Below are 23,532 nucleotides of genomic sequence, written 5' to 3' on the forward strand. Positions count from 1 at the left end.
TTACTTCTCTCCCATTGTGAGAAACATCTTCAGCAGGCGGTAGGCATCCTCTTTGGCAGAACGAAGAGCGGTATCTGTGCCGATACAAGAAGGGCAACCACTCGGACAAGGACAATGACCAATAAGCTCTGCTGCCTGCTTTACAATTTCATCTAATTGATTAAAAACTTGTTCACTGAGCCCAACCCCACCTGGATAATGATCATAAACAAAGATAGTCGGCTTTTCATTGTGACTCGCTTTTACTTGCGGTACGATATGAATGTCCTGCGGATCGCACATCGCAAACAGCGGAATAATCGCCTTTAGCGAATGAGCGGCTCCAATCAGACCATTCTCTAAACGCTCTTCAGAAAACTCTTTTAGCTCGGTATTCAGTGACATCCACACTGCATTCGTATGCAGTTCCACCTCTGGCAAATGAATCGGTCCTGATCCGATATTTTCATGAGTATCAAATTTAATTTTCTTGAAGATGGTAGCCATCGCGTGAACAGCTACATCCCCATAGGAAAATGTGATGTGTTCTTTTTCTTGTTTTTTATCTTCTTCTAGTACTTGAAGCTGAACCGCTAAATTGGCATCCGTAAAGTAATCCACCTCTACCTCGCGAACATACGCTTTCTTTTCTTCCCAATCAAGCTCTTCCACTTGATATTGAATCCCTTGATGCAGATAAATGGCTTCATCATGCAGAAGCGTCATGGCACTGAACGTATCCATTTCTCCAATGACCTTATGGCTGCCTGTTATAGAAATATCAATAATAATGACATTTTCTTGCGAAGCAGAGCGCAAGCTAATGTTATGGGCTGGGAAAGAATCGTTCATCCAGAACCATTGGCCTTGATTTTCATGAAGCACTCTTTCTTCTGCTAAAAACTCAAGCACTTCCTCCACATCCGTCTCTCCAAACAGCTCTCCTTGCTTAAATGGCAGTTCATAAGCTGCACACTTTAAATGATCGACTAAGATTACTAGATTATCAGGGTTAATGCGAGCTGTTTCCGGCGTCCGCTTAAAAAAATAATCAGGATGATCAACGATAAACTGATCGAGCGGATCGGAGCTGGCAACCATGAGAACAAGCGATTCTCCGTGGCGGCGTCCTGCTCTTCCCGCCTGCTGCCAGGCACTGGCGATAGTCCCTGGATAACCAGTCATGACACAAACCTGTAGTTGGCCGATGTCTACTCCCAGCTCCAGTGCATTCGTACTTACTACTCCATAAATTTCTCCATTTCTTAATCCCTTCTCAATTTCACGCCGCTGTGTCGGCAAATACCCTCCTCGATAGCCTCTAATTGACTTGGCTCCGAGTTCATTTCTAACGAGCTCCTGCAAATACGTTAATAGAATCTCTACCCGTACCCGGCTTCTGGCAAAGACAATCGTTTGAATTTTATTTTTTAACATTTCGCCGGCAAGCCGACGAACTTCTAAAACAGCACTACGGCGAATGTTAAGCGGCTTATTAATGATCGGCGGATTGTAAAACACAAAATGTTTTTTGCCAGCTGGTGCTCCATTTTTATCTATTAATCTAATCTTTTTTCCAGTTAGCGTTTCGGCAAGTTCAAGCGGGTTTGCAATCGTGGCCGATGTACAAATAAAAACCGGGTCGCTTCCATAATAACGGCAAATGCGCTGCAAACGGCGCAGAACATTCGCTACATGGCTGCCGAACACCCCTCTATATATATGAAGTTCATCAATAATAATGTATTTTAAGTTCTCAAACAGCGACACCCATTTTGTATGATGCGGCAAAATAGCAGAATGAAGCATGTCAGGGTTAGTAAGAATAACTTGTCCAGCTTTTCGCACTTTTTGCCGGATGTTTGCCGGCGTATCTCCATCATATGTGTAACTGTTGATTGGCAAGCCGACTTCTTGAATTAATTCATTGATTTCGCTTTTTTGATCCTGGGCAAGCGCTTTGGTAGGAAATAGATAAAGCGCCCGGGCTTCGTCATTTTCGATTACAGATTGAAGCACCGGCAAATTATAGCAGAGTGTTTTCCCAGAGGCTGTCGGTGTTACTGCCACAAAGCTTTCGCCACTCCTTGCAGCTTCATAAGCCGCTAATTGATGGGTATATAATTGCTCAATCCCTCTCTTTTTTAATGCAGCGGCAAGCTCAGGAGCCATGTCAGCCGGCAGCGGAACGACCGTCGCCTCTTTTTCCGGTATCGTATGCCAATGAATAATATTTGAACGAACAGCTTCCTCCTGCCTTAGCCAGTCAATGGCTTCTTGCAATGTTTTTCTCCTGAATAGCATGCTCTCACCTCTCCTTCATTTTAGCGAACAAACGATCCATTTGGAAGAAAAAACAGCCCCTTCTTGAAAACGAACGATTTCTGCACCTCAAAAAAGACCCTGAAGGAATTATTCCTTTAGGGCCGGGGTGTTTAGGCTTTCAGCCAACCGGACATATCTTTTACAACTTTTGACAACTGCGATACGGTATTCACCATCATCCCCGCTGTATCCATCGCTTTATTAATATCAAATGTTCCATCTTTATTTTGGAAAGACTTTAGCAAAAGCTGGCTGTTACTTTTCGCTGGTGGTGTCGGCGGGATATTTTGCGGCATAGAAGAAGCGGGCGGATACATTTGATACGGTCCTTCTGGCAAATGCATTTGATAAAGTGGATGGCTCCACAATTCCCCCGGAAACTGGGAGTATCCAGAGGGAGAAGGCGTATGGCCAGGATAGGCCGGCGGTGAATGATAAGGATAATGTCCGGAATATGGATGCACCTGATCCCACGGATTCATCTTTTTTCCCCTCCCGCAACATTAGTTATAACATGCTATGTTGCACCAACGGAAAAAGTGAATACTATTCCAGCTCTTTTAACAATTGTTGCAAAACAAAAAGTGTTGATTCCACATAATTCCGAAAGCGTTTATAACTTGTTTCCGGAAAAAAGGCCTGTACTGAAATCAACTCTATATTCTCAACGACCGCTTTCACTTGTGGATAATGGATATGCTTAAATTTCCTCGTTTTTAAATAAGCGGAAATTTCCCTTTCCCATTCCTCTACCTGCGAGCGGGCCTTATCAGCAAATGGTTTTACCTCTGTATAAAAATCTCCTTTTTCCTGCTGCTCTCTCGCCAGATGGTACCGATCATTGGCGCGGGTGACGGTGTCTACCAGCTGTTCTGTTAACTCTTGAAGTTTGCTCATATTCTACTCTCCTCTTCACCCTGTCATTCTTTATCTATTCTATAATTTTATAAGTTTTTCCGATAGTCTTCAAGAGAGCTCTGTGAAAGCATTATAGATTCAAAAAGATTGCACCATGCGGTAGTTAGAGGTAGTAGCCAATAGGAAATCAGCTCCCTCTTCAAGCTGTTGCATGCGTGCCATTACTAACTCTTTCTTTTTCCAGAGACGGGAATAGTGGGCTTTATGCAGAATAGTCACTCTCTTTTTTAATACATTTTCGATTTGTTCTACCTTCTCTTCAATCTCATTTAATGTACGAAGCACTTCTTCTCTTGTCATCCTTCCCACTCCTTTATCTATTCTTTTCATTTTTCTCTTGCCCAACTCTTTCTTCCCTCTCTTAACGAACTCCTTCCTACCTGACAAAACTAGGTGTCATTCGGCAAAGAAAGAAGCAGCCGGACAAAAGTCTTATTTTATTCGACAAAGCTTTTATCCTCTGAAAGTACTATATTCTATGAAATGCAGATCACACGTGAAAAGGTTATAATAAAGAAGTGTGGAAAGGTTATATGAGGCGGGCAAACTGCATAACTGTACAAGAGGGTTAAAGAGTAGCGGACAATAAAACTCCGCAAACTAAACGGAGAAAGGGAAAAAATGATCCTATTTTATTACCCCGTGTATAATTTTTTCTGTTATGATATGTATTATCTTGTGAGGTGTATGCGATGACGATAAGATATCCGAACGGAAAAAAATATGTGGCGGATACGAAAGCAACTGCAACCAGGCAGCCTCCTCTGCGGGATAGTTACAGCAATAGAGGAATGACTCTTGAAGAAGACTTAAATGAGACTAACATCTTCTATCTTGAACGTGGCCTGGCTGTTATCCATAAGAAGCCGACACCTGTGCAAATTGTTCAGGTTGATTATCCAAGAAGAAGTGCCGCAGTCATTAAGGAGGCCTACTTTAAGCAGGCTTCCACTACGGATTACAACGGCGTATATCGGGGGAGATATGTCGACTTTGAGGCAAAAGAAACAAAAAATACAACCGCCTTTCCATTAAAAAACTTTCATGAACATCAAATCATTCATATGAAAAACGTGGAAAAGCAGCAAGGTATTAGTTTTGTTATTATTCGTTTTACTACAACACAGGAGGTATTTTATCTTCCAGCCAGCCGTTTGTTCGAGTATTGGGACAGAATGGAAAACGGCGGCCGAAAATCGATTACAAAAGCGGAGATGGAGAGCTCAAGCTTTTCGATTCCGACAGGCTTGCACCCCCGCATTCCTTATTTGTCTGTCATCGATCAGCTATATTTTTAGGGTCATAGATCTTAACAATCTTTATTTCCACCGAAAGCGAGGATATTGAACAAAAATGTCTGATCAATACAATTCACGTATAGAAAGAAGAAAGAAACAAAAGAAGCGTGCGCCAAAAAACACGGCGCCAACGCCAGCTGCAAAAAAACCAAAAAAGAAAAAATCATCTTTAGCTAAAAAAATATTCCTTACTTTTGCTGCCTTATTTCTTTTATGCCTGGCAGGCGGTGTAGGAACATTTGCAATGATGGTAAAAGATGCTCCAAAGCTGGACGAAGGACTGCTGCGCGATCCGATTTCATCAAAGATCTACGATATGAATGGTGATTTTGTTACATCTGTTGGTTCGGAAAAACGTGATTATGTAAAATATGAAGATGTCCCTCAATTAGTAAGAGACGCTATTCTTGCCACAGAAGATGCCCGTTTCTTTAAACATCATGGTGTGGATATTATCCGTATCGGAGGAGCGGCCATAAAAAACGTAACAAATGGCTTTGGTTCAGAGGGAGCGAGTACGATTACCCAACAAGTCGTAAAGATGTCCTTTTTGTCTCCTGACAAAACATTGAAGCGAAAAGCCCAGGAGGCTTGGCTTGCTTATCAGCTTGATAAGGAATACTCCAAAGAAGAAATCTTTGAAATGTATGTGAACAAAGTATATATGTCAGACCGCATCTTTGGCATTAAAGAAGCAGCTAATCATTATTTTGGAAAAGATTTAGATGAATTAACTTTACCCGAAGCAGCCCTTATTGCAGGTATGCCACAAAGCCCAAATAACTACAATCCATTTGATCATCCAGACCGGGCAGAAAAGCGCCGGAATGTTGTGCTGTCTTTAATGGAGCAGCATCATAAAATTTCGAACACAGAAATGGCGAAAGCAAAGCAAGCTTCTTTATCTAGCCAGCTGGCTGAAAAAAAACCAGACACTGGCAATGCAAAGAAGTTTAATTCTTATATCGATTTGGTCATTGAAGAAGTGGAGAAAATGGGCGAATATAACCCTTACTCTGATGGATTAAAAATTTATACAACCCTTGACCCGAAAGCGCAAACCTATATGGAAAAATTGCTTGACACAGAGGATATCATTAATTATCCGAGTGAGCAATTCCAAGCGGGGATTTCTCTGATTGATACGCAAACAGGAGAAGTTCGGGCGATTGGCGGCGGCCGTAACCAAAAAGTAGAGCGCGGCTTCAACTATGCAGTAGATTTAAAACAACGCCAGCCAGGATCAGTCATTAAGCCGCTTATTGACTATGGACCGGCTATCGAATATTTGAAATGGTCTACCTATCAGCAACTAGATGACCGTCCAGATACTTATTCGAACGGAACGCCGATTCGAAATGCCGGCGGTTCTTACATGGGACCTTTATCTATGAGAACGGCTCTCGTGTATTCCCGTAACATCCCGGCTTTGCAGACATACAAAAAAGTCGGCCATGAAAAAGCGAATGAATTTTTAAACAATGTAGGCATTCAAATTCCAAAGCAGCAATCGGAAAATGAATCTAACTCCATTGGAGCGATGAGCGGCATTTCTCCACTTGATTTATCCGGTGCTTATGCAGCTTTTGGCAATGGAGGTACCTACAATAAACCTCACACAGTGAAGAAAATTGTTTTACCTGATGGTGATACAGAAGTAAGAAACGATGTCAAACCGAAAGAAGCAATGAGCGATTATACAGCTTATATGATTACCGATATGCTGAAAGATGTTGTGGATGAAGGAACGGGTCGTTTGGCGAATATTCCTGGACTTCCTTTAGCGGGTAAAACCGGGACAACAAACTACACAGCTAAAGAGAAAAGGGAGTGGAATATCCCTTCATCTGGTTCACCTGATTCCTGGTTTGTCGGCTACACAACAAACTACACAGCAGCCATCTGGACGGGATACGAAAGTAAAAAAGAATATTTATCAAAGGACAGCCAAAAGATTTCCAAAGAACTGTTTAAGCATTTAATGGAAGAAGTTTCATCGGATGAAGAAACCAAAAACTTTAAAAAACCAAACAGTGTAGTGGAGTTACCAATTAAAAAAGGATCAAACCCAGCTGAAATCGCTGGCGCAGGCACACCTGGCAGCGAGAAAGTATATGAATTGTTTGTTAAAGGAGAAGAGCCTAAGAAAGTATTTAATGATTTCAAAGAGAAGGATAAAGAGAAGGATAAGGACAAAGAAAAAGAGGAAGAAACAGAAGGAAAAATTGAAAATCTAACGGCCTCTTATAACGCTTCTTCCCAAAGCATTTCTGTAAGTTGGTCGTTCGGAGGAAAAGGATCACCAAGCTTTACCGTTTCTTCTTCTACCGGAGAATCACAATCGACCGGCGGATCATCTGCCGTCTTTGGCAATGCACAACCGGGAAATTCATACAGTTTTACTGTAACAGCTACAGTCGATGGCAAAACAGTTGATACAGCCTCAACATCCATTACTGTTCCATCGGGAGAAGAGCCTCCAGTAGATGAGGATCAGGATAACCCGACACAGCCTGATGACAATAACCCAGATAATCCAGACAGTGATGATAACAATAATGGCGGAGACAATGGCAATGGTGATAGCGGTGGTGGTAATAACGGCGGCGGTAATAACGGCGGCGGTAACAACGGCGGCGGCAATAATGGCGGCGGCAATAACGGCGGCGGCAATAATGGCGGCGGCAATAATGGCGGCGGCAATAATGGCGGCGGCAATAACGGCGGCGGCAATAACGGCGGCGGTAACAACGGTGGCGGTAGCAACGGTGGCGGCAATAATGGCGGCGGCAACAGCGGAACGCCGACTCCTCCCACAACTGAGACTCCTGGGTCAGGTGGAGGAACGCCGACTCCTCCTTCCGGAAATGGCAATACACAGCAAGATACACCAGCCACACCACCTCCTTCTGGAAACCAGAAACAAGGTACTGATGAATAATAAAATAAAAGGATGGCCTACAGGCCATCCTTTTTGTTTTTCTTTTTAATTGCTAAATATTTTGCTGTTTGTTTTTCTTGCTCGATCATCAGCTCAGATACTTGCATATATGAATGATAAGAATAAGGCCGCTTAAAGATAAATTCAAGCCGCTCCTCTACGTTCACCGGTTTGATGCTCAACTCCCTTATTCTCTGCTTCCAATCATGCAATTGTACTGGCTGGCCATTGCTCCAAAACAAATTCATCAAAAATAAGGCTATCATCGCCTTTGCTTCGTTATGTACCTCTCGATCCCGCTGCTGGAATTTACGTTCAAGCTGCTCCTTTAAACGAGGCCATTCTGCTTTAATGAGAGGCAGTCCTTTCTCTTCACTAAGCCATGGCTGTTCCGTTCCCGAAAGCTCATAGATAAAAAAAGGGGCTGAAGACAGAGAAGCTCCAACTGGCAATTCTCCCACCCCTTCATTGGGAAAGAACAGTGGGTGCTTTAACTGTTCAACAAGCTTTATACGATCTTTTTTCATCCTAACCTTCTCTTCATCCTTTTTTGTCCCTCTCGACATAAATCAAGCAATGGACAAATTTCACATTGAGGAGACTGCGCTTTACAATGATAGCGCCCGAAAAAAATGAGTCTGTGATGAGTGACAGACCATTCGTCTTTAGGAATTTTTCTCATAAGAGTTTCTTCAACTTCTGTAACAGAGTCTTTCCATCGACAGAAACCGAGCCGTTTACTCACTCTCTCTACATGGGTATCCACGGCAATAGCAGGCACACCAAAAGCAACAGAGGCAACCACATTGGCTGTTTTTCGGCCAACACCCGGAAGCTTCACTAACTCTTCCTGTGTTCTCGGCACCTCTCCACCCATCTCTTCAATCAGCATGCGACACAGCTTCTGAATATTTTTCGCTTTATTGCGAAACAATCCGATCGACCGAATATCTTCTTGTAGCTCTTCAAGTGGAACAGCCAAATAATCCTCTGGTGTTTTATACTTTTTAAATAAATCCTTCGTTACCTTATTAACCAAGGCATCTGTACACTGTGCGGATAACAGGACAGCAATCACCAATTCAAATGGATTATCATGGCGAAGCTCACAATGCGCTTCAGGAAACATCTCGGCAATCGTATCAAGGCAATAGCGTATTTGTGTTTTGTTCAACATGACTGTTCTCTCCTTTTACTGCTCAAGCCAATTATAGAACGGTACAGCTTTTTTGGAACGCTGTACTTGATCAGAGGGAGATTGGTTTTTCCGGAAGCGTTGTCCATATTCTCTCGCCTGTTCGAGCGTTTCAATCCCCTGTTTCTTCCATTCAAATAAAATCCGGTCAATATATCGAAAATTCATCTTTCCGGAAATAACAGCTTCTCTCAAGGCAGCCTTAATAATAACTGCATCATGATGGTCTTGGTCGATCCAAATTGCCAATGTTTCACATTCAAGTGGAGAAAGCGGACGGCCAAATTCCTTTTCAAAACAAGTATACAGATCCTGCTCTTCGCTCATGGCTTGATGCAGGGCAGATTGTCTTGATTGCTGCAGCATAAAATCAGCAAGTTTTTTCCAAAGCGGCTTTAAAGAATAGCTTTCAAAACCCAATGTATCTCCTTGTTCAATGGCAAGCATTTGCTGCTGGACAAGCTTTTTTACTAAAAGAGAACATTCTCCAGAAGAAATAGTCATATGAGCAGCAAGCTCCTCGAATGTCGGAAAATGCCGACCTTTTTGTTTGTAGGAAAAAATTTGCAGCAATAGAACAAGCTCAATTTCCGTAAGCTTCAATTTATTATAATACGCGAGTAACACTTGAGGAACGCTAACCATTCCTTCATCCATCCAATTCATTAACAACTCTTTTTGCTCCATTGCAGACACCTCACAATTAAGTATATCACGGGGAAGTTATAAAATTTAGGATTGACAAATGAGAAATTGTGATTTGCCTTTTTGATCATGATTAAACAGTAGAAAAAGGCCATCCCACTTGCTCTCCGAACCTTTGAGCCATGTTTTTATAAAATGATGGCTCAACGAGTTTGTTCTTGGCTAGCGGGATGACCTTAATAGTAATTATGGATAGAGACGGTTCAACAAACGAGGGAAAGGAATGGTTTCACGGACATGTTCCACTCCACTAATCCAAGCAACTGTCCGTTCAAGCCCTAGACCAAAGCCGGAATGAGGGACAGAACCATATTTTCGCAGTTCAAGATACCACTTATATGCTTCTGAATCAAGTTTGTGTTCCTTCAGCCGCTCACTTAATAAGTCCAAATCATGAATCCTTTCCGAACCGCCGATAATTTCTCCATATCCTTCGGGAGCAATTAAATCGGCACATAAGACTACTTCTTCCCGATCTGCATCCGGCTGCATATAAAATGGCTTAATAGAAGTCGGATAGTGAGTAATAAATACAGGTTTTTCATAACTTTCCGCAATGGCTGTTTCGTGCGGGGCCCCGAAGTCGTCCCCCCATTCAATGTCAGTAAACCCTTTTTCATGTAAAAATTCAATGGCTTTATCGTATGTAATACGCGGAAAAGGCGCTTTGACCTGTTCAAGCTTTGAAGTATCACGACCAAGCCGTTCAAGCTCCAGGCGGCAGTTTTCTAGAACCGACTGGACAACATGTGCCACGTACTCTTCTTGCACTCTTAAATTATCATCAAAGGTATAGAAAGCCATTTCTGGCTCGATCATCCAAAATTCAATCAGGTGACGGCGAGTTTTTGACTTTTCAGCGCGGAATGTCGGTCCGAAAGAAAACACTTTTCCGAGCGCCATTGCTGCTGCTTCCATATACAACTGCCCGCTTTGGGAAAGATACGCATCTTCGTCAAAGTATTGGGTATGAAATAATTCAGACGTTCCTTCTGGAGCGCTGCCTGTTAAAATCGGCGGGTCTACTTTTACAAATCCCCGCTCGTTAAAAAACTCATATGTTGCCCGGATAATTTCATTGCGAATTTTCATGACCGCATGCTGTCGACGGGATCGGAGCCATAAATGGCGATGATCCATTAGAAATTCAGTGCCATGCTCTTTCGGTGTGATCGGATAATCTACCGCTTCAGAAATGATCTCAATTCCGTTTACTGACAACTCAAAACCAAAAGGCGACCGATTATCCTCCTGAACCACTCCCGTTACATATAAGGACGATTCCTGTGGCAGAGCTTTTGCTGCTTTAAACAGCTCTTCTCCTACTTCGCTTTTAACGGCAACCCCTTGAATGAAACCAGTTCCATCACGAAGCTGCAAAAAAGCAATTTTTCCGCTGGAACGTTTATTTGCCAGCCAAGCGCCAATCGTTACTTCTTGTCCAACGAATTGGCTTACTTCTGCTATAGTTATTTTCATATGAAATGTCCCTCCAACATATTGGCAATTCTAACCCATTCGTTTCATATTATACCTGTCTTTCTTTCGTATGTGCAAGAAATGCTTGTTAGAGCAAACTAGAAAAGCTAGGGCAAACGGTAAATATTGTTGAGCCGTATTCTCATTAACCCATGATGCTCCGCGGTACAGAACGACCGACATGTTTCATCCCTTCCCCTGACTTAAACAGAACAGGCTGTCTCTGCTTGAGACAGCCTGTTCTTCAAACTATACATATATTATTTCTTCGCTGTTGTATGGCTATTCACATACTCAGCAATGCGAGCAACAGCTTTCTCAAGTGATTCAAGAGAAGTAGCATAAGAGAGACGGATATTGTCCGGCGAGCCAAATCCACTTCCCGGGATAACCGCTACTTTCGCTTCTTCTAAGAGAGCTTTCACAAAGCCATCAACATCGTTAAAACCTGTCAGGGCAGCTGCTTCCTTCACGTTAGGGAACAGGTAGAAAGCCCCTTGTGGCTTTAGACAGCTAACACCCGGAATTTCATTCAGTTTGCGGTGAATAATATTTAGACGCTCTTCGAACGCTTTTTTCATTTCTTCTACCGGCTCTTGTGTTCCTTCATAGGCAGCAATCGAACCATATTGTGATACAGCTGTCGGATTTGAGGTTGAATGGCTTGCAAGATCCGTCATGGCTTTGATCACTTGCTCATTGCCTGCCGCATATCCAATACGCCATCCTGTCATTGAATGAGATTTTGATACACCATTAATAATGATGGTCTGCTCTTTCAATGCCGGAGAAATCTCTGCGATAGACACGTGCTTGTTTTCGCCGTACACAAGTTTTTCATAAATTTCATCTGATACAATCCAGATGTTATGCTTTAGCGCTACTTCTCCAAGCGCTTCTAATTCTTCTTTGGAATAAAGCATACCTGTCGGATTGCTAGGCGAGTTAATGATTACTGCTTTTGTTTTTGACGTAATAGCTGCGTCGAGCTGTTCCGGGGTAATTTTAAAATTGTTTTCTTCCTTGCCTTCAATGTAAACTGGCGTACCGTCAGCAAGTTTTACTTGCTCCGGATAGCTTACCCAGTATGGAGTCGGGATAATGACTTCATCTCCTTCATCCAGGATCACTTGGAACAACGTGTATAAGGCATGTTTTGCCCCTGTCGTTACAATAATTTCACTGCGCTTATAAGAGATGCCTTGATCTTTTTCAAACTTGCCGATAATGGCATCTTTTAATTCAGGCAAACCACCAGATGGTGTATATTTTGTCTGGCCTTTTTTCAATGATTCATAGGCAGCCTCGATAATATGGTCTGGTGTGTTAAAATCAGGCTCTCCAGCTCCAAGACCGATGACATCAATCCCCTGTGCTTTCATTTCCTTTGCTTTTGCTGTAATAGCTAGTGTTGTAGAAGGAGTTAACGCTTTAACCCGCTGAGCCAATTGTACGTTCACAAAAATACCTCCACTATTCTTCTATTTTATTTAGTTATGTACGATAAATAGTAAAAACAGCCTTATCTTTATCTGTTTTATCAAGCGCCAAGCCGAACATTAAGTCCTTCCGCTTTAATGTACGATTTAACGTATCAACAATCTTATATAAATCAGGCTGATTCTTGACGGTAACAGAGGATAAAACTTCAATTTTACTCTCCATGCGAATGCCTCCATTCTTTTATATTATAGCAGGAAATCAGAGCAGGTCATTAATAAATTTTGCGAAAAGTGTGAATCTCGCTCATTTTAAATCAGGGAGGGAAAAGAGTTCATATCCTTCTTTTGTAAATTTAATTATAAGCAATCCGTGCTGTTCTGTGTAATAAACATCAATCCACATTTGATAAAGTTTTTCCATTAATCTTTCATCTGGATAGTCTTCTTTTCGCTTAAATAAGACCGCTGTTTGCGGGTCAATATGAGATAGCAAGTCATGAGAAAGGCTGTTTGTTTGGCCAAATCGCGGAACTTTTATAATATTGCTATCTTTAAGGGAATGCGCCAGCAGCCTCTCTTCAGCCAATTGTGAAGAAGAGGACATCCACAAGAACCGGGAATCATAGTGCTTAATGGAAAAATCGAGTCCCTCATTTTTGTCTGTACCACTGTGGAGCACAGACAATCTTATCCCCTGACTAATCTCTCGCTGGTCGCCCTCCTGCCACTGTTCATGCATAATACGGCGGCTGCGCCAGTTAGCCGGCAAAGGCCAGCCGGTAAATACCTTCTTTAACTTTCTTTTTTTCATCAACTCTTCAATAAATGATCGTCTCCAATATTTCTTCTCCGTTACAATCAATCCGGCCAGCTTCCGAATCTGAAAGTTGTTCATATATTGAAAGATTTCAGATTCGGTTCCTTTGTATCCTGTATTAATTAAAAAATGACGCCCATCTGCCGTATGCAAAAAGGCGGCTTCCCCATCCGATAATGGCAAAAACGAGAGCGCAAACTCTTCTTTTTCTAGACGCACATGGATAATAGAAGCCTCCCCATACGTAGGAGAAATAACTAACAAACATACAAAGATAAATAAGACGATTCTCATAACGGCCGCTCCTTTCACTACCGTTATGGTGCGTCATTCGCTTGCAAAATAAACACGGCTACCTTCCGGAAATCACAGCCATTTCTCAATGATTGAAATCGTCTCGCCAAGCGATGCTTCTTCTACCGGAATAGCTGGAATCGATTGTAGAAATGTTTTCCCATACGCATTTGTCTGAATGCGCCGGTCAAATACAATGATGACTCCCCGATCTGTGCTGCTGCGAATGAGCCGGCCGAACCCTTGCCGAAAGCGCAGAACCGCTTGGGGAAGAGAGTAAGCAGAAAAAGCATTTTTCCTCAATTGCGCCAGTTGTTCATTTTTTGCTTGGGTAAACGGCTCATCAGGCGGAGAAAATGGTAGTCGGACAATAATAAGACAAGATAAATCTTCTCCTGGAATGTCAATTCCCTCCCAAAAGCTGTTTGTACCAAATAAAATCGCTTTGTCAAACCTTTGGAAATTTCTTGTCAAACGGGTGCGACTTCCACTTGTAATTCCCTGGGCCAACAAAATAAAATCATCAAGAAGGCCGCTATCTTTCATTAGGTCATACGTTCTTTTCATCATGTCAAACGACGTAAACAAAACGAGCATTCTTCCTTTGGCCGCTTCAGCAACGGCTGTTAAATGATTGGCTAAAGATTCGATGTATTCTTCCTGATGGACATTTTTTACTTCCGGAACATCATTTGGAATGATCATCCGGCAATTTTGCTTAAAATCAAACGGAGATGGCAAAATGACCTCTTTATGATCAAATGCAGAAAGACCTGTCTCTTCCGCGAAAAAACGAAAAGAGCCGTTGACTGCCAGTGTTGCCGAAGTAAACACTACATGTTTTTGCTGAAGCAAGGTGTCTTGAATCATTTTGGCCGCTTCCATTGGATGAGATTTAATGACAAACGTGTTAGCGAAGGAGCGGCTATCTCCTTCCATCCAAATAACTTCATTCTCTTCCGGACGGAAAATCAACCGTAAGAGCGTAAGCTGAAATTCCTCCCATTCTGCAATCACCTCTTTAAAGCTATCCGTCTTCACTTGTTCTGAAGCCGACATTTGTTCTCTGAATTCATCCAGCTCTCCAAGCCGGCGCTTCATCCAGGTGATAAGATTTCCCAATAACGAATCTATTCTTTCTGCACCATACTCGATATGATCCCAATAACGGAGGTTTCTCGTTTCATCAGTTATTCTCAACTGACGCCGGTGCCAGTTTCCTGACCGCTTTTTCGTATGCTGCTCAAAATACATTTGCAATACTTTGAACCATTCGTCACTTTCAAATTGAAGCTCTTGCAGCCTGCGATTGACAGACAACCGTTCGTCTTCTTTCTCTGGCTTGCCATACTTGGAAAATAGCTTTTCAATTTGATAAAATAACTCTTTCTGTTCATAGGTACCAATTTTTGAAAACAACTGTTTACACGTGAGTTGGTCAATCGCTAAGCCGAGACGATCTCTTGCTGCCCGTTCAAAATGATGCGCTTCATCAATAATTACATGACGGCATGCAGGAAAGAATGCGTTTTTTGCCATTAAATCCGCAACAAGTAAAGAATGGTTCGTAATAATAATATCTGCTTCTCTCGCCTGTTTTTTAGCGTGCAAATAAAAGTCTTTATCAAGCCAGGCTTTGCGCCCTTTATTCATGTAATCGCTATCCTGCCGAATTTCATTCCAAAATAATTCCCCGCCCGAGGAAAGATTGATTTCATCTACATCGCCCGTTTCTGTTTCAAGCAGCCACGTTAAAATTTGCATTTTAGCAAGTGTAAAGTCATAATTATCGCTCATTCCCTTGAGGCTTTGGGAAAATTTGTATAAATCAATGTAATGGTTTCTGCCTTTCAATACAGTGGCCCTTATTGGAAAAGGCACCAGCTGTTGCAGCTGATAAATTTCCTTTTGCAGCAGTTGCTGCTGCAAAATCACTGTATATGTACTAACAATAACTGGTTCTTTCTCCTGTTTGCTCTGATAAACAGCCGGCAAAAGGTAACCAAGAGATTTTCCTGTGCCGGTTCCCGCCTCTACTGCTAAATGCTGTGAAGTTTGCAAGGAGCGATGGACAAGATCCATCATGTCCATTTGGCTTTCACGAAGCTCAAAATGAGGAACACCCTCAATTAATGCGGCTTTTTCCTCTACTGTTTCCGGGTAAGCAGGGGGCGTTTTTTCAATGATTCTCTGTTCAATTCTCTTTTTACGAAGAGCAAGCCCCCGATATACTTCGGTCTGTTCAGGCAGCTGCTCAATATTAGATTGCTTATCTTGAATAATCGCTTTAATTAATAAATAAATATCGCTTTTCAAGCGTATAGAGAGCTTTTCCAGTTTCTCAAGGGTTACCATTGGCAGGCTCTCAAGCTTTTCAATCATCATCAGCAGCATTTCTGCTGTTACATAAGCGTCACTGTCAGCTTGATGAGGACGATCATGATGAAGCCCTAGATTGCTGGTTAATTCCCCCAACTTGTAGCTATCTGATGTTGGCCAAACAATTCTAGCCAATTCCACCGTATCGATAGCAGGACCTGAAAAAGCACTGTATCCCGCTCGTTCAAGCTCCGACTGTAGGAATTGAAGGTCAAAAGCGACGTTATGAGCAACAAAGACTGCTCCCTCTAACAAGGGAAGAATGTCCTTGGCGGCTTCATAGAAAAACGGGGCATCTTTCACGAGATCGTCAGAAATACCTGTCAGTTCTTCAATAAACACAGGAATCGGCATTTCTGGATTAAAAAAAGAGGTGTACTGTCCAGTAATTTGCTTATTTTCAATTACAACAAAGGAAGCCTGTATAATACGGTCATTTCCTTTCGACGCATGGCCAGTCGTTTCAAAGTCGGTTACGACAAATTTAAAATCCTTCATAGTCGGTTACGCACCTTTTTCCGTTAAACTTTCTTCACCAGTTTAACATATGAATTCATGTAAGAGCCAGACAGGACAAAAATCTGTTGGGATGCTGCTCTCTCTCTGATATACCTTCTTCATTATCATGACGTTGACAACTGTACCGTCCGGACGGTACAATTAAAAGACAAAATTTTTAGAAAACGAGGCGTTGGATATGATCACTGAAAAAAAAGATACAAAAGAGCGAATTATTGAAGCAGTCTATGCCTTAGTTCAAAAACAAGGAATCGCAAAAATGACTATGGAGACAGTAGCCGAAAAAGCAGGAATTAGTAAAAGTGGATTATTTTACCACTTCCCAACGAAAGAATTATTAATTGAGGCGATGGTGAATCGGCTATTTAATCAATTTGACCACCAGCTTAACCAAGAATATGAAGCGGACCAAAAACCGGGTGGACGAACACGCTCTTATATTAAAACGACCTTTCTTATGCACGATCAGGAAGAGAATGAGTTTGTGGTCGCGTTGCTTGCTGCACTTGTAAACAATCCTGAACTGCTCAGGCCGGCTAAAGATTATTATGAACTATGGCAAAGCCAATTGGAAAATGACGAAATAGACCCGGTCATTGCTACCATCATCCGCTTAACGACCGACGGTTTGTGGTTTTCAGAACTATTTGGTTTAGCTCCTATTGATTCAGGTTTACGTCAGCGCGTTTATGAAACCCTTTCCAATTTAATAGACAAACGAGAGAAATGATTTTATCTTTTTTCTTTCATTGTTTATGTATTTCTACCGTTATTCCAAGAGGGAGTGATTAAGAGCATGCTCACTTTTGTTTCGCAAAATAAGCATATGGACAAATTGATGAAAACACTGGAAAGAATAGCACTCTTTGATACGACAGTTATTATTTATGGGGAGTCAGGAACAGGAAAGAGCTTGTTAGCAAAATATATTCATGAAAAAAGCTCCCGTGCAAAGGAAGCGTGCATCATTATTAATTGCGCTGCTCTCCCTGAGCATTTGTTAGAATCGGAACTCTTTGGCTATGCGGACGGCGCTTTTACAGGAGCCAACAAAGCAGGAAAAATCGGCTTAATCGAAGCGGCAAATCACGGTACACTCTTTCTTGACGAAATCGGAGAGCTGCCGCTTAATATCCAAGCGAAGCTGCTTCAGGTTCTTCAAGACCGCGAATTCACCCCTATTGGTGAAACAGCCTCAAGAAAAGTCGATATTCGTATTATTGCAGCTACCAACCAAAACTTAAGAGAAATGGTAAGAAGAAAGAAATTTAGAGAGGATCTCTACTATAGATTAAATGTGGTGGACGTAAAAGTGCCGGCGTTAAGAGAACGGATGGATGATATCGTTCCTTTAACCAATCATTTTTTGGAGAAATTCAATAAAAAATTCAATACAGAGCGCACCATCTCCAAAGACGTCTACCGTTTTTTTAATGAATATACTTGGCCTGGGAATGTAAGAGAGCTTGAAAACTTAATTGAAAAGCTCATAGTTGTCTCTGAGACTTGTATCGATATCGATCATATCCCTGATACTCTGCAAGAACAAGCCGATCATCACGCCACTGATTCCCCCTTTACATCTTTTGACCAATCACTCGAAGAATTTGAAAAGAAAATTATCATTGAGGCATATAACCGCTTTAAAAATTATAGAAAGGTGGCTGAATTTCTTAAAATTAGCCAATCGAGAGCGGCAAGATTAATTAGAAAGTACTCTGCAAGCTGTTAATTTATAACCAAGCAGAAGGAGGAGAGGCATACATTCCTCTCCTCCTTCTGCTAAAATCATTTCGCTTTCAGTAAGTCTACCTCTATCAAACCGTCACTTTATCTTTTTCCCCCATAATGCTTGTGCTGTGAAGCGGCTGTACCTTTGCCTTCGGATCAATATATACCTTCGCATTGCTTACAGCAGCGGGCGCTTCACCAAACCCGCTTGCTATTAACTTCACTTTACCTTCATACGTACAAATATCTCCTGCTGCATAAATGCCTTCCACGCTTGTCTCCATTTTTGAATTTACGACGATTGAACTCTTTTTAATTTCTAGGTCCCACTCCTTGATCGGACCAAGAGAAGACACAAATCCGTATGTGACTAACACATCATCTACGTCTAACACCCGTTCTTCACCGGTTTTTACCTCTTCCAAGACAACTTGATCAATTTGTTGTTGTCCGCGTAATCCGACTGGAACAAACGGCACGGCGACTTCAACTCTAGATTTTTTCAATAGCTCTACACTGTGTTCATGCGCACGAAACTTCTCCCTACGGTGGACAAGTGTAACCTTTTCTGCAATTGATTCCAGCATTAAGGCCCAGTCAACAGCAGAATCTCCTCCACCAAAAATAGCCACTTTTTTACCTTCGTACCGGCTTAAATCATTGATAAAGTAATGAAGATTCTCCTTCTCAAATTTATCTGCTCCCTCGATCTGCAGCTTTCTCGGCTGAAAGGCCCCATTGCCAGCCGTAATAATAATCGTTTTGGAATAATGAAGATCTTTATCTGTTACAATTTTAAATAAACCGTTCTCTAGCTTCTCAACATGCTCTACTGTTTGCTCCAGGCAAACAATAGGATGGAACACATTCATCTGCGCTATTAAATTATCAATTAATTCTTGCGCACGGACTTTTGGGAAACCGGCAATATCATAAATAAATTTTTCTGGATACAACGCTGAAAGTTGTCCTCCTAATTGAGGAAGACTTTCAATAATCTTAACCGATGACTGACGCATCCCTGCATAGAAAGCAGTAAATAATCCGACTGGTCCGCCCCCAATAATTGTCATATCAACCATTTCATTTGTATTTTTCATTATAGCCTCCTGAGGTAAGACATTGATTAGTTTTGTTCTTATTAATTTTTGAATATTCAGATATTAACTTCGTTTACTGCTGTATGGTTCTTATCCTCTTCAATGAGTGCAGGCTCGGACTCATCAAAATCAAACATTGGCGCTGATTTTTTAAACATTTTTGTAATGCACAGCAGGAAAATAAAGCCCGCTGTATTCCAGAACAAACCGAGTAAAAGTGCCTGTGCGTCCATACTGTACCACATAATCGAAAGAAAACCGATCCCTATTAATGGAAAGATCAAATACAAAAATGTCTCTTTTATAGACCGCCTTTTATTCTTCACATAGTAGTAAACAATGACGGATAAATTAACAAATGTAAAAGCCGTAAATGCTCCAAAACTTATCAGCGAAGCGGCCGTCACCAGGTCAAAGAATACCGCCGTTAAAGCCACTCCTCCAGAAATAATAATGTTATAAATAGGAATGCCGGAGCGAGGCGTGACGTATCCGAATATTTTCCGAGGAAGGACATTATCTCGCCCCATTGCGTACAATAAGCGCGAAATACTTAATTGTGCTGCTATTCCTCCCGATATATTACTGACGATAATGATTCCCAGAAAGATAGAGGCAAAAAGCATCCCTCCAATTTGGGGCGCTATTTCAGCTGCTGCTGCTTCAGGGTCGTGAAAAATCGATACATCCGGATAACTTGCCTGTAAGAAATAAGTAATCACCGTGTACGTGATTCCTGTATAAAGTGCTAAAGCAATCATCGCCCTGGGTATCGTTTTCGTTGGGTTTATCGTTTCCTCTGCCAGCGTACTCATTGCATCAAAGCCAACAAATGAATAAGCTAAAATAGTTACCCCTGCCAAAACAGCTGAAAAAGTTAAATTAGCTGAATAGAGCGGTTCTAATGAAAATAAACTTCCTGCCTCCTCTCTGTTCATCATCCCTCCAATCAACAAGGCAACAAAAATACCGGAGATGAGTACTTGTAATAATACGAAAAATGTACTAAACGATACAGCCACCTTAATATTAAATAAATTCGCCACACTTATTAGCAATATCGGAATAGCTACCCATAACCATTCCGGTACAGAAGGGAAATAAGCAGACATATAAATTTTTATCGCTAAGGCATAGACCATTGGAAGAAAGAGATAATCACATAAAGCAGACCATCCAACGAGAAAGCCGATGTTGGGATGAAAAGTCTTTTGGACATACGTATAGGCCGAACCCGCACTTGGAAATGCTTTTACCATCTGGACATAACTCAATACTGTAAAAATTATGGCACACATAGCGAACATATACACTAAAGGAACGTGTCCCTTAGTGGCAAGGGACGCGATTCCAAAAGTATCAAAGACGGTTGAAGGCGTTAGCAAAGCTAATCCGAGCACAAAAACATGAATAAACTTTAAGCGTCTTTTTAGTCCGACCTTTTCATTCATTAATTCTTAGACCCCCTCTAATGCCTTCAAAACTAAACCATGAAAATGATGAACCCCATGCTCGCTTATGGATGATCTTTCATGATCAATCACATAACGGCCATCCACATATCCCTTTGATCGAAGTCCGCGTTGCACGCTTTCAACTAAACTAATATCTTCGGGCGTTAATACTTCATCTTGATATTTGATATTTTCCCATCCTTCTTCCGATGGCTCCTTCGTTAAATAGTAAAATTCCAAGTATTCAATGGAAGACTCTGGTCCATTCGGCTCGATATACATAATGATTAATCCCGGCTCTCCCGGCATAACGTCGATAGCCAAAGTCGGCCATAACCAATAAGAAAGATACGTTTCGATATCCTGATCATTTGTTTCACTGTCAGTATTGCAAACTAATTTCCCTTTGCTGTTGCTCGTTTGCGCCACATAATAATCTTGCGGTTCAATTTTATAACTCTTCATATCGATCAACTCGACGAATTGAGGATGGGCCACTTGGCAATGATGACATTCAAGGTAATTGTCTACTACGTTCTTCCAATTAGCCTTAATATCATATTTAATCCGATGTGACAATGTTAAACCGTCCAGCTGAGGGATATGAGCACGAATTTCCTCTTCTAATCCCGGCATCATTTCCCGCATTGGTTTAGCGTTCGGATCAAGATTAACAAAGATAAAGTTTAAAAAAGTTTCTACCCGTACAGGGGTTAAGCACGCTTCTTCAAGATCAAAATTTTTAATTTGATCAACGGCACGGCCCCGGTTAAACTGACCGTCTAAATGAAATGTCCATGCATGATAAGGACAAGCAATGACGGATTTTTTCCCTTCTCCTTCGACCAGTTCATGCCCCCTGTGCGGACATACATTATAAAAACCTCTAATGACATGATCCTTCCCTTTAACGATCATAATATTTTGTTCAAATAGTTGAAAGGTAAAGTATTTCCCTGGGATATCTACTTTTTCTATATGCCCGGCATAAATCCAGTTTTTATAAAAGATCTTTTCCTTATCTAATTTTAATGCTTCATCACTTGTGTAATAATCCGATGGCAATGTATATGATTCCCGTGCGTCTGCTTTATAGCGATGAATCATGTTTGTACTCATGTTTTTACCCCCCAATATGTTTTGCTTTTACTGGCTTGTTGAGCCCTTGCAGCATTTTCAACTAGCGCTTTCTTTTAAAAAAGAAGTGAGAAATGGATCTTGTTTGTATCTAATCCACTTCTCAACTAAAGTTTCATTAGCCCGGGAACCAGCCAACCGGTTCTACATTAAGATTAATATTAATTTGTTTGATTTCCTGAAAATCTTCGAGTCCATATGTTCCAAGGCTTCGACCGATTCCACTTTGCTTGTATCCCCCCCATGGTGCTTCCACGTAAGTAGGATGATAAGCATTTATCCATGTAATGCCGGCACGTACTTGTTTAATGACACGCAAGGCTTTTGCTCCATCATTTGAGAACACAGCCCCTGCCAAGCCAAAATCTGTTTCGTTCGCAAGCTGAATGGCTTCATCTTCACTTTTAAACTTTTGAATCGTTACAACCGGTCCGAAAATTTCTTCTTTTACAATCCGCATATCAGAAGTTACATTTGTGAAGACTGTCGGCTCAATGAAGAAGCCTTGATCTAATCCATCAGTTAGCAAGCGGCTTCCACCACAAGCAAGAATAGCTCCCTCCTGCTTGCCGATTTCGATATAATTTAAAATAGCATTCATCTGCTGTTCACTTGCAATGGCTCCAACTTGGGAATCTTCATTCATTCCTGGACCTACTTTAATTTGCTTTGCTCGCTCTATGTAACGCTCTACAAATTGATCATAGATGCTCTCCTCGACAAGAATGCGGCTTCCTGAAGAGCATACCTGTCCAGCTCCGAAGAAAATGCCGAATAACGCGTAGTCAACCGCTGTTTCAAAATCAGCATCAGCAAAAATAATATTCGGTGATTTGCCCCCAAGTTCAAGAGAAATCTTCTTTAGATTTCCAGCTGCTGCCTTCATAATTTCTCGGCCAACATTTGTGCTTCCGGTGAATGAAATCATATCTACATCATGACTTTCAGCAATTGTCTGGCCAACAACTGCCCCTCTTCCCATCACGAGATTCATCACTCCCTGTGGAACCCCCACTTCTTCAATAATCTCGACCAACTTCATCGCTGTAATAGGCGTTGCTTCTGCCGGCTTATACACGATGGTGTTACCAGCTGCAAGAGCCGGTGCTATTTTCCACACACTCATCAAAAGGGGAAAGTTCCACGGTACAATCAATCCAGCAACTCCCACTGGCTCACGAACGACCATAGCTTGAACGTTTTCAGGCACTTGGTATGTTTCTCCTTCCGGCGTTAGAATTAAGCCGGCATAATACCGGAAGCATGTAGCAGCATCAGCTACATCAAACTCTGCCTCCGCTTTCAGCTTGCCGTTATCCATGACTTCCAAGTTTACGAGCTCCTCAAACTTTTCATCAATTTTATCTGCAATTTTATTTAAGTATTGGGCCCGTTCATGTGTCGTTAAGCCTGACCAGATACCGCTTTCAAAAGCTGCTCTGGCAGCTGCAATCGCTTCTTCTGTCTCCTCTTTTGTTGCTCTTGGCGCTCTGGCAATCACTTCTTGTGTCGCCGGATTGATCACAATATTCTCGTCTCCGTTTTTTGCTGTTTTCCATTCTCCATTGACAAACATTTTCAATTCTAATACCGATGTGTCTACTGACATATACTTTCCTCCTGCTATAATTTTTCGTCCACATTAAACATATGCAACAAGCGTGCCAATGACCGGTAGTCTATAAACCCCTTACATATCAAGTGTTCAATCTCCTTATATAGAAACACGTTCGTTCAAAATTGGCTGATTTCAACCAGAATTGACACATTTACCGCTTTCATCAGACGGCTACAGTTTTTAAAAACTTTGGCGCTGTAT

General features: G+C 41.7%; 20 protein-coding genes. 4 read left to right on the forward strand and 16 right to left on the reverse strand.

Annotated features, from left to right (window positions below; translation table 11 throughout):
* The 4 genes from CJ483_RS05110 to CJ483_RS05125 all read right to left on the reverse strand — a co-directional run bounded on the left by CJ483_RS05110 (position 1) and on the right by CJ483_RS05125 (position 3,522).
* Positions 1–2,283 carry a DEAD/DEAH box helicase gene (locus CJ483_RS05110; RefSeq protein ID WP_120032505.1) on the reverse strand — a complete coding sequence of 761 codons (2,283 nt, stop codon included), beginning with the start codon at positions 2,281–2,283 and terminating at the stop codon, positions 1–3.
* A gap of 131 nt (positions 2,284–2,414) precedes the next feature.
* Complete coding sequence (locus CJ483_RS05115) at positions 2,415–2,786, reverse strand: YppG family protein (RefSeq protein WP_120032507.1); 372 nt, start codon at positions 2,784–2,786, stop codon at positions 2,415–2,417.
* A gap of 64 nt (positions 2,787–2,850) precedes the next feature.
* A complete protein-coding gene (locus CJ483_RS05120; protein ID WP_120032509.1) occupies positions 2,851–3,201 on the reverse strand; it encodes a DUF1798 family protein in 351 nt (116 codons plus the stop codon).
* Positions 3,202–3,300: 99 nt separating this feature from the next.
* Positions 3,301–3,522, reverse strand: coding sequence for a hypothetical protein (locus CJ483_RS05125; protein ID WP_120032511.1), 222 nt, complete (start codon positions 3,520–3,522; stop codon positions 3,301–3,303).
* A gap of 392 nt (positions 3,523–3,914) precedes the next feature.
* Here CJ483_RS05125 and recU point away from each other — a divergent pair, with 392 nt between their 5' ends.
* Both recU and CJ483_RS05135 read left to right on the forward strand, forming a co-directional pair.
* Positions 3,915–4,520, forward strand: a complete 606-nt coding sequence (gene recU, locus CJ483_RS05130; protein ID WP_120032513.1) for a Holliday junction resolvase RecU — start codon at positions 3,915–3,917, stop codon at positions 4,518–4,520.
* A gap of 55 nt (positions 4,521–4,575) precedes the next feature.
* Positions 4,576–7,461 carry a transglycosylase domain-containing protein gene (locus CJ483_RS05135; RefSeq protein ID WP_120032515.1) on the forward strand — a complete coding sequence of 962 codons (2,886 nt, stop codon included), beginning with the start codon at positions 4,576–4,578 and terminating at the stop codon, positions 7,459–7,461.
* Positions 7,462–7,478: 17 nt separating this feature from the next.
* Here the strand turns inward: CJ483_RS05135 and CJ483_RS05140 are convergent, their stop codons facing one another.
* The 8 genes from CJ483_RS05140 to dinG form a co-directional block, all read right to left on the reverse strand.
* On the reverse strand, positions 7,479–7,988 hold the full coding sequence (locus CJ483_RS05140; protein WP_120032517.1) for a YpoC family protein: 510 nt from the start codon (positions 7,986–7,988) through the stop codon (positions 7,479–7,481).
* Positions 7,985–8,638, reverse strand: coding sequence for an endonuclease III (gene nth / locus CJ483_RS05145; RefSeq protein WP_120032519.1), 654 nt, complete (start codon positions 8,636–8,638; stop codon positions 7,985–7,987). The genes CJ483_RS05140 and nth overlap by 4 nt, the downstream gene beginning before the upstream one ends.
* A gap of 15 nt (positions 8,639–8,653) precedes the next feature.
* Positions 8,654–9,343, reverse strand: a complete 690-nt coding sequence (locus tag CJ483_RS05150; protein WP_120032521.1) for a DnaD domain-containing protein — start codon at positions 9,341–9,343, stop codon at positions 8,654–8,656.
* A gap of 204 nt (positions 9,344–9,547) precedes the next feature.
* Entirely contained in the window at positions 9,548–10,840 is a 1,293-nt protein-coding gene (gene asnS, locus CJ483_RS05155) for an asparagine--tRNA ligase (protein WP_120032523.1), read from the reverse strand.
* Between the two features lie 260 nt (positions 10,841–11,100).
* On the reverse strand, positions 11,101–12,300 hold the full coding sequence (locus tag CJ483_RS05160) for a pyridoxal phosphate-dependent aminotransferase (RefSeq protein ID WP_120032525.1): 1,200 nt from the start codon (positions 12,298–12,300) through the stop codon (positions 11,101–11,103).
* A 34-nt stretch (positions 12,301–12,334) separates the two neighbouring features.
* Positions 12,335–12,505, reverse strand: a complete 171-nt coding sequence (locus CJ483_RS05165) for a YpmA family protein (RefSeq protein WP_120032528.1) — start codon at positions 12,503–12,505, stop codon at positions 12,335–12,337.
* Between the two features lie 81 nt (positions 12,506–12,586).
* Positions 12,587–13,393, reverse strand: a complete 807-nt coding sequence (locus tag CJ483_RS05170; protein ID WP_120032530.1) for a hypothetical protein — start codon at positions 13,391–13,393, stop codon at positions 12,587–12,589.
* A gap of 72 nt (positions 13,394–13,465) precedes the next feature.
* The gene (dinG, locus tag CJ483_RS05175) at positions 13,466–16,270 is read right to left on the reverse strand and encodes an ATP-dependent DNA helicase DinG (RefSeq protein ID WP_120032532.1); all 2,805 of its coding nucleotides are present in this window, start codon (positions 16,268–16,270) and stop codon (positions 13,466–13,468) included.
* Between the two features lie 199 nt (positions 16,271–16,469).
* Here dinG and CJ483_RS05180 point away from each other — a divergent pair, with 199 nt between their 5' ends.
* Entirely contained in the window at positions 16,470–17,021 is a 552-nt protein-coding gene (locus CJ483_RS05180) for a TetR/AcrR family transcriptional regulator (protein WP_120032534.1), read from the forward strand.
* 66 nt (positions 17,022–17,087) lie between these two features.
* Positions 17,088–18,023 carry a sigma-54 interaction domain-containing protein gene (locus CJ483_RS05185; protein ID WP_120032536.1) on the forward strand — a complete coding sequence of 312 codons (936 nt, stop codon included), beginning with the start codon at positions 17,088–17,090 and terminating at the stop codon, positions 18,021–18,023.
* A gap of 85 nt (positions 18,024–18,108) precedes the next feature.
* Here the strand turns inward: CJ483_RS05185 and CJ483_RS05190 are convergent, their stop codons facing one another.
* From CJ483_RS05190 to CJ483_RS05205, 4 genes are all read right to left on the reverse strand, one after another.
* Positions 18,109–19,122, reverse strand: a complete 1,014-nt coding sequence (locus CJ483_RS05190) for an NAD(P)/FAD-dependent oxidoreductase (RefSeq protein WP_120032538.1) — start codon at positions 19,120–19,122, stop codon at positions 18,109–18,111.
* A gap of 56 nt (positions 19,123–19,178) precedes the next feature.
* On the reverse strand, positions 19,179–20,573 hold the full coding sequence (locus CJ483_RS05195; protein ID WP_120032540.1) for an APC family permease: 1,395 nt from the start codon (positions 20,571–20,573) through the stop codon (positions 19,179–19,181).
* A gap of 6 nt (positions 20,574–20,579) precedes the next feature.
* Complete coding sequence (locus tag CJ483_RS05200) at positions 20,580–21,695, reverse strand: aromatic ring-hydroxylating oxygenase subunit alpha (RefSeq protein WP_120032543.1); 1,116 nt, start codon at positions 21,693–21,695, stop codon at positions 20,580–20,582.
* Positions 21,696–21,831: 136 nt separating this feature from the next.
* Positions 21,832–23,322, reverse strand: coding sequence for an aldehyde dehydrogenase family protein (locus CJ483_RS05205; RefSeq protein WP_120032545.1), 1,491 nt, complete (start codon positions 23,320–23,322; stop codon positions 21,832–21,834).
* Between the last annotated feature and the right edge of the window lie 210 nt (positions 23,323–23,532).

The sequence above is a fragment of the Bacillus sp. PK3_68 genome (assembly GCF_003600835.1).
GTDB lineage: Bacteria > Bacillota > Bacilli > Bacillales > Domibacillaceae > Pseudobacillus.

Coding starts and splice junctions, on each gene's coding strand:
- CJ483_RS05110 (WP_120032505.1), bottom strand. CDS start 2,283: ATGCTATTCAGGAGAAAAACATTGCAAGAAGCCATTGACTGGCTAAGG.
- CJ483_RS05115 (WP_120032507.1), bottom strand. CDS start 2,786: ATGAATCCGTGGGATCAGGTGCATCCATATTCCGGACATTATCCTTAT.
- CJ483_RS05120 (WP_120032509.1), bottom strand. CDS start 3,201: ATGAGCAAACTTCAAGAGTTAACAGAACAGCTGGTAGACACCGTCACC.
- CJ483_RS05125 (WP_120032511.1), bottom strand. CDS start 3,522: ATGACAAGAGAAGAAGTGCTTCGTACATTAAATGAGATTGAAGAGAAG.
- recU (WP_120032513.1), top strand. CDS start 3,915: ATGACGATAAGATATCCGAACGGAAAAAAATATGTGGCGGATACGAAA.
- CJ483_RS05135 (WP_120032515.1), top strand. CDS start 4,576: ATGTCTGATCAATACAATTCACGTATAGAAAGAAGAAAGAAACAAAAG.
- CJ483_RS05140 (WP_120032517.1), bottom strand. CDS start 7,988: ATGAAAAAAGATCGTATAAAGCTTGTTGAACAGTTAAAGCACCCACTG.
- nth (WP_120032519.1), bottom strand. CDS start 8,638: ATGTTGAACAAAACACAAATACGCTATTGCCTTGATACGATTGCCGAG.
- CJ483_RS05150 (WP_120032521.1), bottom strand. CDS start 9,343: ATGGAGCAAAAAGAGTTGTTAATGAATTGGATGGATGAAGGAATGGTT.
- asnS (WP_120032523.1), bottom strand. CDS start 10,840: ATGAAAATAACTATAGCAGAAGTAAGCCAATTCGTTGGACAAGAAGTA.
- CJ483_RS05165 (WP_120032528.1), bottom strand. CDS start 12,505: ATGGAGAGTAAAATTGAAGTTTTATCCTCTGTTACCGTCAAGAATCAG.
- CJ483_RS05170 (WP_120032530.1), bottom strand. CDS start 13,393: ATGAGAATCGTCTTATTTATCTTTGTATGTTTGTTAGTTATTTCTCCT.
- dinG (WP_120032532.1), bottom strand. CDS start 16,270: ATGAAGGATTTTAAATTTGTCGTAACCGACTTTGAAACGACTGGCCAT.
- CJ483_RS05180 (WP_120032534.1), top strand. CDS start 16,470: ATGATCACTGAAAAAAAAGATACAAAAGAGCGAATTATTGAAGCAGTC.
- CJ483_RS05185 (WP_120032536.1), top strand. CDS start 17,088: ATGCTCACTTTTGTTTCGCAAAATAAGCATATGGACAAATTGATGAAA.
- CJ483_RS05190 (WP_120032538.1), bottom strand. CDS start 19,122: ATGAAAAATACAAATGAAATGGTTGATATGACAATTATTGGGGGCGGA.
- CJ483_RS05195 (WP_120032540.1), bottom strand. CDS start 20,573: ATGAATGAAAAGGTCGGACTAAAAAGACGCTTAAAGTTTATTCATGTT.
- CJ483_RS05200 (WP_120032543.1), bottom strand. CDS start 21,695: ATGAGTACAAACATGATTCATCGCTATAAAGCAGACGCACGGGAATCA.
- CJ483_RS05205 (WP_120032545.1), bottom strand. CDS start 23,322: ATGTCAGTAGACACATCGGTATTAGAATTGAAAATGTTTGTCAATGGA.